We start from the raw sequence: 12,782 nt of genomic DNA, 5'->3' as shown, positions 1-12,782 counted from the left end.
TGCCGTTAGCCTGAGCGGCACGCATTCACAGTCGGGATGGGGGACGGTCTTACGTATGGCCAGGGAATTCCAACGCGGTCACAAGGCCAAAATCAGTGATCTGACAGCGGGCACAGACCTCTATGTGGGTGTCCAGATCGCCGGGCCGGGACTCGCCATCGACATCAGCTGCTTCGGCCTGGACGTCAACGAACAGCTTTCGGACGACCGCTACTTCGTCTTCTTCAACCAGCCGAAGTCGCCGGAGGAGTCCATCCAGCAGCTCGGCACGCAGGCCGGCGACACGGAATCCTTCCGGGTGACCCTGGACCGCATTCCTGCCAACATCCACAAGCTCTCCTTCGCCGCCTCCATCGACGGCGCCGGGCAGATGTCGCAGATCGGCCCCGGCTACATCCGCATCGTCGCGGGAGGCGAGGAGGTCGTCCGGTACTCCTTCTCGGGCTCGGAGTTCAGCACCGAGCGCGCGCTGATGATCGGCGACTTCTACCTCAAGGACGTATGGCGCTTCGCCGCCGTCGGTCAGGGCTTCGACGGCGGTCTCGCCGCGCTGCTCCAGAACTTCGGCGGCGAGGTCGCCGAGGAGGAGCAGCCCGCGGCGCAGGCGCAGGCCCCGGCCGCGGCGCCCGGTTTCGCCCCGCCCCCGCAGGCCGCCGCCCCGGCGCCCTCCTTCGGCGCTCCCGCCCAGACGCAGCCCCCGGCCCCGGCGCCCTCCTTCGGTGCGCCGGCCCAGGCGCCGCCCCAGGCCCCCGCCCCGGCGCAGGTCCCGGCCCCCGCGCCGTACCAGCAGCCCGTCCACGCGGCCCCCACCATGGCCGCACCGATGGGCGCCCCCCTGGCCCCGCCCGCCCCCGCGCCCTACGGGCAGGTTCCGCCGCCCGCCCCGGCCCCCGCGCCGTACGGGCAGCAGCCGCAGCCCTCGTACGGCCAGGTCCCCGGCCAGCAGCAGCCCCCGTACGGCCAGCAGCCCGGCTTCGGCCAGCAGCCCCAGGGCTACGGCCAGCCCCCGCAGGCGGTGCCCGCCGCCGGCGCCGGACTCGCCGCCGCCCTCCAGCCGTACAAGGAAGCGCCCACCGGCGCCCGCTGGACCCCGCAGAACCAGCAGCTCATGCGCGTCGATCTCGCCATGGGCGGCCAGGCCGTCCTCGCCCGCCAGGGCAGCATGGTCCTCTACCAGGGCAAGGTCGACTTCAGCTACAAGGGCGCGGGCTTCGCCGGCCGCGTCGTCGGCAACGCCACCGGCCAGGAGATGCAGCTGATGCGCTGCGCCGGCCGCGGCCAGGTCTTCCTCGCGGAGGAAGGCGCGCACCTGCACGCCATCGAGCTCCAGGGCGACGCCATCTGCGTCTCCGCCGAGAACGTCCTCGCCTTCGACGAGTCGCTCCAGCACGAGGTCCGCCGCATCGAGGGCCACGGCATCCCGGGCGGCGCCCTGTTCACCATGCAGTTCCAGGGCACCGGCACGGTGATCGTCAAGACGCACGGCGTGCCCGTCGTCCTGCCCGTCACCCCGACCACCTTCGCGGACAGCAACGCCATAGTCGCGTGGTCGGCCGCCTCCCAGGTGATCATCTCCAGCCAGGTCCGGCTGCGCCGCAACGCCTACCCCGGCCACAGCGGGGAGACCGTGAACCTCCAGTTCCGCGGCGCTCCCGGCAACTTCATCGTCGTCCAGCCGTACGAGGTCTGAGGGAGCCCCACATGAATGCCATGAACGCAATGAACCAGCAGCTCGCGGGCTACGCCCCGACCCCCGTCACGGCCCGCATGGAGAACCACGGCCGCGCGATGCTCAAGGTCGCCATGCAGAGCGGCCAGGACCTCTTCGCGCGCACCGGATCCATGGTCGCCTACGAGGGCTTCGTCCAGTACGAGCCGAACCCGCCGGCCGTCCGCCAGATGGCCTCGCAGTGGCTCACCGGTGAGGGCGCCCCGCTCATGAAGTGCACGGGCGACGGCCTGCTCTACCTCGCCGACTACGGCGCGGACGTCGTCGTGATCAACCTCAACAACGACTCGCTCTCCGTCAACGGCACCAACCTGCTCGCCTTCGACGCCCACCTCCAGTGGGGCGTGGAGCGGGTCAAGGGCATGGCCAAGTTCGCCGGCCAGGGCCTGTTCAACGTGTCGGTCGCCGGCACCGGCTGGGTCGCGATCACCTCGCGCGGCACGCCGATCGTGGTCGACTGCGGCCGCGGCGACGACGAGACGTACGTCGACCCGGACGCGCTCGTCGCCTGGTCCCCGAACCTCAAGGTCAAGGGCAAGCGCAGCTTCAAGGCCTCGTCGATGCTGGGCCGGGGCAGCGGGGAGGCCTACCAGATGGCCTTCTCCGGCCAGGGCATCGTCGTCGTACAGCCCAGCGAGGACAGCACCGACCGGCTCCGGGCCCGGGGCTGAGGGGGAGAAGACACACCATGCAGAGCTCACTTTTCGCCCACGCAGAGGCGCAGTCCCAGGAGCGGTACGCCGTCCAGAACCCGCAGCTGCTGCGGGTCTCCCTGAGCGGCTCCGACGACGTCCTGGCCCGCAAGGGCGCGATGGTCGCCTACCAGGGGATCATCGACTTCGACGGCGAGTACCAGAGCACCACCCAGCGCAACGCCCGCGCCCGCACCGGCGAGGGCCTCGACCTGATGCGCTGCTCCGGTCAGGGCACGGTCTACCTCGCCAACCTGGCGCAGTACGTCCACGTCGTGGACGTGGACCAGGAAGGCCTCACGGTCGACAGCAGCTACGTGCTGGCCCTGGACTCCACCCTGCACACCGAGGCCATCGCGGTGGACAGCCAGTACGGGATCTCCGGCTCCGGCAAGTACCAGCTCAACATCACCGGCCGCGGCAAGGTCGCGCTGATGACCTCCGGCCAGCCGCTGATGCTGCAGGTCACGCCCGACAAGTACGTCAACGCCGACGCGGACGCCATCGTCGCCTGGTCCACCTCGCTGCGCGTGCAGATGCAGGCCCAGACGCACTCCACCGGCGTCTGGCGGCGGCGCGGCAACACCGGCGAGGGCTGGGAGCTGAGCTTCCTCGGCACCGGCTTCGCCCTGGTCCAGCCCAGCGAGGCGCTCCCGCCGCAGAACGCCCAGATCGGGCAGGGTGCGGCCGCGCAGTTCGGCCTGGGCCAGCACGGCGCCCACGCGCAGAACCAGAACAACGCCTGGAACTGATCCGGGTACGGACGATCCCGGTACGCACGGATCCCGGTACGCACGGATCCGGGCACGGACGGACGGAAGGGGCGGCCCCCGCATCGGCGGGGGCCGCCCCTTCCTCCTGTTCCTGCCGGCTCAGAGCCGCGCCAGGGCCGCCTCCAGCAGCCGCACCACCGAGGTGTCGGCCACCTCCGCCACCTGGGCGTACGGGAACCAGCGCAGGTCCAGCGACTCGTCGCTGATCGCTTCGAGGGCACCGGCGGGCGCCAGCACCGCGTACTGCACGTCCAGGTGCCAGTTGCACGGAGCCGGGATCGGATGCCGGTCCAGGCGCACCGGGCCGCCGGGCACCAGGGTCAGCCCCTCGGCGATGCCCGACTCCTCCACGGCCTCGCGCATCGCGGCCCCGGCGATGGTCGTGTCACCGGGCTCGCAGTGGCCGCCCATCTGGAGCCACATGCCGAGCTTCTTGTGCAGGGTCAGCAGCACGCGGTCCCGCACCGGGTCGATCACCAGGGCGCTGCCCGTGACGTGCCCCGCCTGGCAGGGCTTGTAGACCCCGTCCGGGTGGGCGGCCAAGTGCTCCAGGTACAGGTCGCGCAGCTCGGGCTGGTCCTCGTAGGACTTCAGGACCAGCACCGTGTCTTCGTACAGGGTCACTTCTTGTCGTCGCCGTCCTGCTCGCGCTTCTGGGCGGCCTCGCCCAGCATCTTGTCGATCTCGGAGAAGTCCAGCTGCTCGCGGTGCACGAACCCGTCCGGGTCGTCCAGGTCGGAAGCGGTCGGCAGCATGTCCGGGTGCTCCCACAGCCCGTCGCGCCCGTCCACCCCGCGCGCGTCGGTGAGCGAGGCCCACAGCCGCGAGGCGTCGCGCAGCCGGCGCGGCCGCAGCTCCAGCCCGATCAGCGTGGCGAAGGTCTGCTCCGCCGGGCCGCCCGAGGCGCGCCGCCTGCGCATGGTCTCGCGCATGGCGTCCGCCGAGGTCAGCCGGGGCTTGGCGGCCTCGTGCACGACCGCGTCCACCCAGCCCTCGACCAGCGCGAGCGCCGTCTCCAGACGGGCCAGGGCAGCCTTCTGCTCGGGGGTGTCCTGCGGCTGGAACATGCCGCCCTGAAGGGCTTCCTGAAGCTGCTCCGGGTTCGACGGGTCGAGCTGGCCGACCACGTCCTCCAGCTTCGAGGTGTCCACCTTGATGCCCCGCGCGTACCCCTCGACCGCGCCGAAGAGATGCGAGCGCAGCCACGGCACGTGCGCGAAGAGCCGCGCGTGCGCGGCCTCGCGCAGCGCCAGGTACAGCCGCACCTCGTCGGAGGAGACGCCCAGGTCCTTGCCGAAGCTCTCGATGTTCAGCGGCAGCAGGGCGGCCTTGCCGGCCGGGCCCAGCGGGAGCCCGACGTCGGTCGAGCCCACGACCTCGCCCGCGAGGGTGCCCACGGCCTGGCCGATCTGCTGGCCGAACATGGCCCCGCCCATGGAGCGCATCATGCCGAGCAGCGGGCCCGCCATGGCCTGCATCTCCTCGGGCAGGACGCCGCCCATGGCCGCGCCGACGCGCTCGGCGACCGGGTCCACGAGCTCCTTCCACACCGGCAGGGTCGCCTCGACCCATTCGGCGCGGCTCCACGCCACGGCGGTGGCGGCGCCCGACGGCAGCGAGGTGACGTCGTCGAGCCAGTGGTCGGCGAGGCGCACGGCCTCCTCGACCGCCGACTTCTCGGCGAGGCCGACGCTGGCGTCCTTGACCCCGTCCGCGGTGCCCTGGGCCACGGTCTGGCGGGCGATGTCCTTGGCCATGTCCCAGTTGACCGGGCCGCCCTCGTAGCTCAGCATCTGGCCGAGCTGCTGGAAGGCGGCGCCGAGGTCGTTCGGGTTCATGGAACCGAACATCGCGGCGAAGGGGTTGTCGGCGTCCCCCGGGGCGCCGGAGCCGCCGGGCAGGCCCGTGCCGAACCCGAACGGATTCGGGCCGCTCTGACCGCCCTGGTTGCCCTTCTTCTTGCCCTCGTCGCCGTTGTCCGGCTCCTCGGGCGGAAGGCCGAATCCGAATGGGGTGTCGCTCACGGGTTTCCTCGGCTCGTAGGGCCGCCGGCGGGGGCCGGCGGACAATGGGTCGACAACACCACCCAGCGTAGACACCAGACCCGCTTCCGGGCTCGGTGCTCCGCTGACTCCTGGGCTGCGGCAGGATGGACATCAACTGGTGGGTCCGCGTCACGGCGCGTCCCTACTGAAGACAACCGCTGGAGACGCCTGGTGAGTTCCCCAGATCCGCACGCTTTGGACGAACAGGGCCCGGAAGACCGCCCTGAGCACGGCGGGGACGCCCACGGCGTTCGCCGGACGCGAAACCCGGGCGGCTCCGCGCGCCGAGGCCCCGTGATCGCCGTGACCGGCGCCGCCTCGGGGGTCGGAGCGGCCCTGGTGACCAGGCTGGCCGCGTCCGACGAGGTCAAGCAGGTCGTCGCGATCGACGAGCGGCGCGGGGACAGCACCGACGCGGTGTGGCACCTCCTGGACGTACGGGACCCCGCGATCGCGGAGAAACTGCGCGGCGCGGACGTCGTGGTGCACCTCGCCCTCGACCTCGATCTGGAGACGGACCCGGCAGCCCGTACGGCGTACAACGTGCGGGGGACCCAGACCGTGCTCACCGCCGCCGCGGCGGCCGGAGTGCACCGGGTCGTGCTCTGCACGTCCGCGATGGTCTACGGGGCCCTGCCGGACAACGACATCCCGCTCTCGGAGGACGCCGAGCTGCGCGCCACCGCCGAGGCGACCGGCGTCGGCGACCTGCTGGAGATCGAGCGGCTGGGGCGCCGGGCGCCGCGCGCGCACCCCGGCCTGAACGTCACCGTCGTCCGCCCGGCGGTACTGGTCGGCGGTACGGACACCGCGCTGACCCGCTACTTCGAGTCCCCGCGCCTGCTGGTGGTGGCCGGCTCCCGCCCGACCTGGCAGTTCTGCCACGTCGAGGACCTGGTCAGCGCGCTGGAGTACGCGGCCCTGGAGAAGGTCGAGGGAGAGCTGGCGGTCGGCTGCGAGGGCTGGCTGGAGCAGGAGGAGGTCGAGGAGCTGAGCGGGATCCGCCGCATGGAGCTCCCGTCGGCCGTGGCCCTGGGCGCGGCGGCCCGGCTGCACCGGATCGGCCTCACCCCGTCCCCGGCCGGGGACCTCGCGTACACGATGCACCCGTGGGTGGTCAGCGTCAGCAGGCTGCACGCGGCGGGGTGGCGGCCGCGCTGGACCAACGAGGAGGTGCTGGCGGAGCTCCTCCAAGAGGTCGCCGGGCGGCACACCGTCGCGGGGCGCAGGCTGGGACGCAAGGACGCCACGGCCGCCGGCGCCGCGGGGGCGACGGTCGCGCTGCTGGGCGCCGCCGCCGCGATCCGCGCCGCCCGCCGGCGCCGGGGCATCTGACCCCGGCGGGGCCGGTTTTTGCCGGCGGGGCTGGATCTGGTCGGCGGGGCCGGGTCCGGCCGGTTTGGCCTGCGCCGTGACCAGGGGGTTCCTGTAGGAGGCTCCCAAGAGGGCCGGTGGGGACCTGGTGAAACTGCTATTCCGCCGGGTCGGCGGCTAGGGCACGATGGAAGGTATGGCACCGCACTTCGATCACCCCGGCGAGCACGCCGCTCCGGACCCGATCCGGCTGCTCGAAATCCGTGAGACCCCGCTTTCGATCGACGAGGTCTTCCAGGCCGTCGGCGACGACGCGGCGGGCGGCACGACGCTCTTCGTCGGCACGGTGCGCGACCACGACAGCGGGGCGGACGTCGACGCGCTCGGCTACTCCTGCCACCCGTCGGCCGAGGCGGAGATGCGCCGCGTCGCCGAGCGCGTCGTGGAGAAGTACCCGGTCCGCGCCCTCGCCGCCGTCCACCGCATCGGTGACCTGGCCGTCGGCGACCTCGCGGTGGTCGTCGCCGTGTCCTGCCCGCACCGCGGCGAAGCCTTCGAAGCCGCCCGGATGCTGATCGACGACCTCAAGCACGAGGTCCCGATCTGGAAGCACCAGACTTTCGCGGACGGTACGGAGGAGTGGGTCGGCGCCTGCTGAAGCGGGGCCGGCGGGTGGGCCCGCCGGCCGACGGACGGAGTCCGGCGCGGCCCGCCGAAGCCTGTGAGGCGCCCCCGGCGCCGAGCAGTGCGAGGGGGCCGTGCAGGATGGGTCCTCAAGCACGAGGTCCCGATCTGGAAGCACCAGACCTTTGCGGACGGTACGGAGGAGTGGGTCGGCGCCTGCTGATTGCCCCGTTCGGACGCGCAACACGCCCTCGATTTGCGTAACCCCCTCCCGGGCAGCAGCGTTGAAGCCACCAACAACACGTACTTCGGGGTAGGGAGACACGCCCATGGCGTCTTTGGCGTGGTTGCTGATTCCGCTGTTCGCCGCGATCGGAGCGGCAATATGGGGCAGCTGGGCGGCACGCGACCGCACATCCGGTGACATATCCGAGCTCGCGGGCTACGCGCGGTTCCGCGAGGCCATGGGCCAGAACGAACCGGGCGCGCCGAAGGCGGACGCGGAGCGCAAGAAGGACACGGTCGACTCCGTCTGACGCGGCTGCGGGCCCCCGTACGGACCGGCCCCGGGGGCCGCGCTTCAGGGCCGTCACGTACTGTCGATCCATGCCACGCCGCACTGCGACGATGCTCGCCTCCACCCTCATGCTGTTCGCGCTGCTCTGCGCGGGAGTGTTCATGAAGGCCCCGTACTCCGAGATGAGCCCGGGCCCGACCGTGAACACGCTCGGGGACTCGCACGGCGAGGCCGTCCTGAACATCTCGGGGCGCAAGACGTACCCGACCGACGGGCACCTGAACATGACGACGGTCCGCGTCACCGGCGCGGACTACGACATGAACCTGCTGGAGGCCGTGTACGGCTGGGCCGCGGGGGACAACATCGTGGTGCCGCACGAGAACCTGTATCCGGACGGCAAGACGGAGCAGGAGTCCACGCAGGAGAACGCCGAGGAGTTCAGCCAGTCGCAGGAGAGCGCCAAGGTGGCCGCCCTCAAGCAGCTCGGCATCCCGGTCTCCGCCCGCGTGATCGTCGCCTCCGTGGTCAAGGACAGCCCCTCCGAGGGCAAGCTGCACGCCGGGGACGTCATCAAGGCCGTGGACGGCACCCCCGTCAAGGCTCCCGAGGACGTGGCCAAGCTGGTCACCAAGCACAAGCCCGGCGAGCCGGTCGAGTTCACCATCGTGCCCGCCCCCGAGGCCGCCGAGGCCGAGAAGGCGCACCGCGAGCCCACCGGCACGACGAAGGTCACGATCATCGCGGGCAAGGCGGAGGACGACGGTCACGCGATCGTCGGCATCCGGGCCGGCACCGACCACACCTTCCCGTTCACCATCGACATCAAGCTCGCCGACGTCGGGGGTCCCAGTGCCGGTCTGATGTTCGCGCTCGGCATCGTCGACAAGCTGACCCCGGAGAACCTGACCGGCGGCAAGTTCATCGCCGGCACCGGCACCATCGACGACGCGGGCAAGGTCGGCCCGATCGGCGGCATCCAGATGAAGACCATCGGCGCCCGCCAGGCCGGCGCCCAGTACTTCCTGACGCCCGCCGAGAACTGCGCCTCCGCCGCGGCCGACGTGCCCGACGGGCTGACCCTGGTCAAGGTCTCCACCATCGACGACGCCGTGAAGGCGCTGGAGAAGATCAGCAAGGGGGACACGGCCGGGCTGACGCAGTGCAGCGCCAAGCCCTGACCGTTTCCCCGTCGCCGGCCCGGAGACGGCCTAGTCGAGGAAGGTCGCGGCCAGCGCCTCGGCCAGCCCAGGCACCAGCGTCGCGCCGGTCAGCACCTCGTTCGCCGAGTCCTTGTCCCGCAGCCGTACGGCCGACTCCCGCGAGCCGTCGCGCAGGACGCCCACGGTCAGACGCACCTCCTGGCGCTCCGGGTGGGTGGCGACCCACTTGGTGAGCTGCTTGTCGGTGAGCCCCTCCGGTACGGAGGACTCGGCGGACGGCGGCAGCATCAACCGCTCCACGGTCAGCGCGCAGCCGAGGATCGAGGCGGGCCATGCGATCGTTCCCAGGAACTTGTCCAGCGGGGTTCCGGCCGGCACCTCGTCCTGCTCGATCGGGGTGAGCTGGTTCTTGCCCGTGTCGTCCTGGTCGAGGCCGAGCTGGCGGGCGACGCCCGGCGCCTCCTTGCGCAGCTTGGCCGTGTCGACCAGGGCGAAGAGCCGGGCGGGCTTGTCCCAGCCGAGGGTGGAGGCGTACTCGTCGATTTCGAGGACGGCACGGGTCAGCGGGCTTGCCGCCATAGGGGTGCCGGGGGACGGCGAAAGGTTGGACATGGGCAACATCCTGCCTCCTTTCCACCGGATACCGGGAACTGACTAAAGCCTCAGTAAGTTGCATGAGTGGGTTCTACGATCGGGGGCCCATGCTTTGAAAACTCATCGCATCACTTACACACAGCGACTTTCGAGGTGCGCACCTTGGCTTTCCAGATGCCGGACCGCGGCGGAGGCCCCTCCGGGCCACGGATGAGAGTCGGCCGCCCGTCCCGGCGCGCCCGGACTCTTCTGATGACCTTGGGCGTGCTGGCCGTCCTGGCCATGGCGTTCATCATGTTCGCCGGCTTCTGGACGGACTGGCTCTGGTTCCGCTCCGTCAACTACTCCACCGTCTTCACCAAGACCCTGTGGACCAAGGTCGGCCTCTTCGCCGTCTTCGGCCTCCTCATGGCCGGTGCGGTCGGGCTGAACATCTGGCTGGCCCACCGGCTGCGGCCGCCGCTCAGCGCGATGTCGATGGAGCAGCAGAGCCTCGACCGCTACCGGATGACGGTCGCGCCGTACCGCAAATGGCTGCTGCTCGGCATCTCCGCACTGGTCGGCCTGATCGCGGGCGCCTCGGCGGCGGGCCAGTGGAAGACCTGGCTGATGTACGTGAACGGGGTGCCCTTCGGCACGAAGGACCCCCAGTTCAACCTGGACGTGTCGTTCTACACCTTCGACCTGCCCTGGTACCGCTTCCTGCTCGGCTTCGGCTTCGCCGCCGTCGTGCTCTCGGTGATCGCCGCCGCCGTCGTGCACTACCTCTACGGGGGACTGCGCGTCACCAGCCCGGGTGCGCGGGCCACCGCCGCGGCGACCGGCCACCTGTCGGTGCTGCTCGGCCTCTTCGTCACGCTCAAGGCGGTCGCGTACTGGCTCGACCGGTACGGCCTCGCCGTGAAGTCCAGCGACTTCAAGGCCGCGGACAACTGGACCGGCCTGCGGTACGTCGACGCCAACGCCTACCTGCCCGCCAAGACGATCCTCGTCGCCATCGCCGCGATCTGCGCCGTGCTGTTCTTCGCGACGCTGTGGCGCCGCACCTGGCAGCTCCCGGTCATCGGCTTCGGCCTGATGGTGCTCTCGGCGATCCTGATCGGCGGGCTGTACCCGGCGATCGTGCAGAAGTTCCAGGTCCAGCCGAACGAGCAGGCCAAGGAATCCCCGTACGTCCAGAAGAACATCAAGGCGACGCGCGACGCCTACGGAGTCGCCGACGCCTCGGTCACGGACTACCCGGGCCTGCCGGACCCCAAGGCGGACAAGAAGAAGCTCCGCCAGGACGCGAACACCACGGCGAGCATCCGCCTGCTCGACCCGAACATCGTGTCCCCGGCCTTCCAGCAGCTCCAGCAGAACAAGGGCTACTACGGTTTCCCGGCCACGCTGGCGGTCGACCGGTACAAGGGCCAGGACACGGTCATCGGGCTCCGTGAGATCAACCTCGCGGGCATCCCGAAGAACAACTGGATCAACGACCACTTCCGTTACACCCACGGATACGGCGTGGTCGCGGCCAAGGGCACCGAGGTGACCGCGAACGGCGAGCCGCTGTTCACCGAGTCGGGCCTGCCCGCTCAGGGCAACCTCGGGACGTACGAGCAGCGGATCTACTACGGCGAGCAGACGAAGCAGTACTCGATCGTCGGCGGACCGCAGAAGGAGCTCGACTACGCCAACGACGCGGGCGAGAAGGAGACCACGTACCAGGGCGACAGCGGGGTGAGCCTGGGCAACCCGGTCAACCGCGCCGCGTACGCCCTGGCCTTCAGCGAGCCGCAGATCCTCTACTCCGGGGCCATCGACGACAAGTCGAAGATCCTCTACAACCGCACGCCCAAGGCGCGGGTCGAGGCGGTCGCCCCGTGGCTGACGATCGACGGAGCCGTGTACCCGGCGGTGATCGACGGCCGGGTCCAGTGGATCGTGGACGCCTACACCACCACCAACGGCTACCCGTACGCGTCCCGCACGCAGCTCGGGGACACCACGGCGGACTCGCTGACCAACTCCCAGCGCGCAGTGGTCGCGCAGGAGAACCAGGTCAACTACATCCGGAACTCGGTGAAGGCCACCGTCGACGCCTACGACGGCACGGTGAAGCTGTACCAGTGGGACACCAAGGACCCGGTCCTCAAGACGTGGATGAAGGCCTTCCCCGGCACGGTGAAGGACAAGAAGTCGATCTCGCCGACCCTGATGGAGCACCTGCGCTACCCGCAGGACCTCTTCAAGGTCCAGCGTGAGCTGCTGACCCGCTACCACGTCACGGACCCGCAGACCTTCCTCAGCGGCAGCGAGGTCTGGGCGGTGCCGGACGACCCGACCACCAAGGCGGGGACGGCCGTTCCGCCGTACTACCTCTCCATGAAGATGCCGGGCCAGAAGGATCCCGACCAGGCCTTCTCCCTCACCACGACGCTCACGCCGAACGGCAGGGACAACCTGAGCGCCTTCATGGCGGTCAACGCCGATCCCACCACCGCGGACTACGGCAAGATCCAGCTGCTGAAGCTGCCCACGCAGAACCCGGTGGACGGTCCGAAGCTCGTCCAGGCGAGATTCAACTCCAAGCCGGAGATCGCCCAGGAGATCAACATCCTGAGCCGCGGCGATTCCCAGGTGGAGTACGGCAACCTGCTCACGGTCCCGCTCGACAAGGGAATGCTCTACGTCGAGCCGGTGTACGTGCGCGGTGGCGGCCTCAAGTACCCGCTGCTGAAGAAGGTCCTGGTGACCTACGGGGACCAGACGGCCTTCGAGGACACGCTGGAGAAGGCGCTGAACGTGGTGTTCGGGGCCGAGTCGGCGACCACGCCGCCGGGCGACGGGACCACGACCCCGCCGGGCGACGGGACCACCACCCCGCCGCCGGCCAGCCAGGACCCGACGGTCAAGGCGGCCCTCGCGGACGCGCAGAAGGCGGTCGACGACGCCGACAAGGCGCTCAAGGCCGGCGACTGGGCGGCGTACGGAAAGGCCCAGAGCGATCTGCAGGCCGCCCTGAAGCGGGCGATCGAGGCAGAGGCGAAGGTGACGGCGCCCGCGCCCACCGGATAGCGGTAATGGTTCCACCCCGCGTCGTGCTACTGTTGGTTTACCGACGCGGGGTGGAGCAGCTCGGTAGCTCGCTGGGCTCATAACCCAGAGGTCGCAGGTTCAAATCCTGTCCCCGCTACTGAAGACGAAGGCCCGGATCCGATGGATCCGGGCCTTCGTCATGCCCAATCGAGTTTTTCGCCGACGCGGCGTCACTGGGGTGGGTGAGTTGGGGTGTGAGCGTGTTTGACTTGTCTCTCTGTGGGCATGTCGACAAAACGCTGTAGTG

General features: G+C 70.4%; 11 protein-coding genes, 1 tRNA gene and 1 pseudogene. 10 read left to right on the top strand and 3 right to left on the bottom strand.

All coding sequences use genetic code 11. From position 1 onward, the window contains the following. The first annotated feature begins 55 nt into the window (after positions 1–55). From OHA37_RS12705 to OHA37_RS12695, 3 genes are read left to right on the top strand one after another with little or no spacing between them, the layout of a single operon-like run. On the top strand, positions 56–1,690 hold the full coding sequence (locus OHA37_RS12705; RefSeq protein ID WP_266904715.1) for a TerD family protein: 1,635 nt from the start codon (positions 56–58) through the stop codon (positions 1,688–1,690). Between the two features lie 29 nt (positions 1,691–1,719). Then, the gene (locus OHA37_RS12700; RefSeq protein WP_266912721.1) at positions 1,720–2,400 is read left to right on the top strand and encodes an AIM24 family protein; all 681 of its coding nucleotides are present in this window, start codon (positions 1,720–1,722) and stop codon (positions 2,398–2,400) included. 17 nt (positions 2,401–2,417) lie between these two features. After that, entirely contained in the window at positions 2,418–3,173 is a 756-nt protein-coding gene (locus tag OHA37_RS12695; protein WP_266904713.1) for an AIM24 family protein, read from the top strand. A gap of 120 nt (positions 3,174–3,293) precedes the next feature. Here the strand turns inward: OHA37_RS12695 and OHA37_RS12690 are convergent, their stop codons facing one another. Next, positions 3,294–3,818 carry an NUDIX hydrolase gene (locus OHA37_RS12690; RefSeq protein ID WP_266904711.1) on the bottom strand — a complete coding sequence of 175 codons (525 nt, stop codon included), beginning with the start codon at positions 3,816–3,818 and terminating at the stop codon, positions 3,294–3,296. Then, entirely contained in the window at positions 3,815–5,218 is a 1,404-nt protein-coding gene (locus OHA37_RS12685) for a zinc-dependent metalloprotease (RefSeq protein ID WP_266904709.1), read from the bottom strand. The genes OHA37_RS12690 and OHA37_RS12685 overlap by 4 nt, the downstream gene beginning before the upstream one ends. 192 nt (positions 5,219–5,410) lie before the next feature. Between OHA37_RS12685 and OHA37_RS12680 the strand changes: the two genes are divergently transcribed. From OHA37_RS12680 to OHA37_RS12660, 5 genes and pseudogenes are all read left to right on the top strand, one after another. Then, positions 5,411–6,574: an SDR family oxidoreductase gene (locus OHA37_RS12680; protein WP_323182328.1), complete on the top strand. Its 1,164-nt coding sequence runs from the start codon at positions 5,411–5,413 to the stop codon at positions 6,572–6,574. A 175-nt stretch (positions 6,575–6,749) separates the two neighbouring features. Further along, a complete protein-coding gene (locus tag OHA37_RS12675) occupies positions 6,750–7,211 on the top strand; it encodes a molybdenum cofactor biosynthesis protein MoaE (RefSeq protein WP_266904705.1) in 462 nt (153 codons plus the stop codon). 114 nt (positions 7,212–7,325) lie between these two features. Then, positions 7,326–7,400: pseudogene (locus OHA37_RS12670) on the top strand (molybdenum cofactor biosynthesis protein MoaE); the annotation flags it as partial. Positions 7,401–7,506: 106 nt separating this feature from the next. After that, the gene (locus OHA37_RS12665; protein WP_266904703.1) at positions 7,507–7,713 is read left to right on the top strand and encodes a hypothetical protein; all 207 of its coding nucleotides are present in this window, start codon (positions 7,507–7,509) and stop codon (positions 7,711–7,713) included. Positions 7,714–7,783: 70 nt separating this feature from the next. After that, complete coding sequence (locus tag OHA37_RS12660; RefSeq protein WP_266904701.1) at positions 7,784–8,875, top strand: YlbL family protein; 1,092 nt, start codon at positions 7,784–7,786, stop codon at positions 8,873–8,875. Between the two features lie 30 nt (positions 8,876–8,905). Here the strand turns inward: OHA37_RS12660 and OHA37_RS12655 are convergent, their stop codons facing one another. Next, positions 8,906–9,478, bottom strand: coding sequence for a PPA1309 family protein (locus OHA37_RS12655; RefSeq protein WP_266904699.1), 573 nt, complete (start codon positions 9,476–9,478; stop codon positions 8,906–8,908). Positions 9,479–9,604: 126 nt separating this feature from the next. Between OHA37_RS12655 and OHA37_RS12650 the strand changes: the two genes are divergently transcribed. Both OHA37_RS12650 and OHA37_RS12645 read left to right on the top strand, forming a co-directional pair. Further along, positions 9,605–12,514 carry a UPF0182 family membrane protein gene (locus OHA37_RS12650; RefSeq protein ID WP_266904697.1) on the top strand — a complete coding sequence of 970 codons (2,910 nt, stop codon included), beginning with the start codon at positions 9,605–9,607 and terminating at the stop codon, positions 12,512–12,514. A gap of 44 nt (positions 12,515–12,558) precedes the next feature. After that, positions 12,559–12,632 (top strand) — tRNA-Met (locus tag OHA37_RS12645). The last annotated feature ends 150 nt before the right edge of the window (positions 12,633–12,782 follow it).

It is taken from the genome of Streptomyces sp. NBC_00335 (assembly GCF_036127095.1).
GTDB lineage: Bacteria > Actinomycetota > Actinomycetes > Streptomycetales > Streptomycetaceae > Streptomyces.
This window is presented reverse-complemented; position numbering and strand designations above follow the sequence as displayed.

What these genes read in the sequence shown, in the direction of transcription:
- OHA37_RS12665 (WP_266904703.1), top strand. Translation starts at nt 7,507, where the DNA reads ATGGCGTCTTTGGCGTGGTTGCTGATTCCGCTGTTCGCCGCGATCGGA.
- OHA37_RS12675 (WP_266904705.1), top strand. Translation starts at nt 6,750, where the DNA reads ATGGCACCGCACTTCGATCACCCCGGCGAGCACGCCGCTCCGGACCCG.
- OHA37_RS12705 (WP_266904715.1), top strand. Translation starts at nt 56, where the DNA reads ATGGCCAGGGAATTCCAACGCGGTCACAAGGCCAAAATCAGTGATCTG.
- OHA37_RS12660 (WP_266904701.1), top strand. Translation starts at nt 7,784, where the DNA reads ATGCCACGCCGCACTGCGACGATGCTCGCCTCCACCCTCATGCTGTTC.
- OHA37_RS12655 (WP_266904699.1), bottom strand. Translation starts at nt 9,478, where the DNA reads ATGTTGCCCATGTCCAACCTTTCGCCGTCCCCCGGCACCCCTATGGCG.
- OHA37_RS12695 (WP_266904713.1), top strand. Translation starts at nt 2,418, where the DNA reads ATGCAGAGCTCACTTTTCGCCCACGCAGAGGCGCAGTCCCAGGAGCGG.
- OHA37_RS12700 (WP_266912721.1), top strand. Translation starts at nt 1,720, where the DNA reads ATGAACCAGCAGCTCGCGGGCTACGCCCCGACCCCCGTCACGGCCCGC.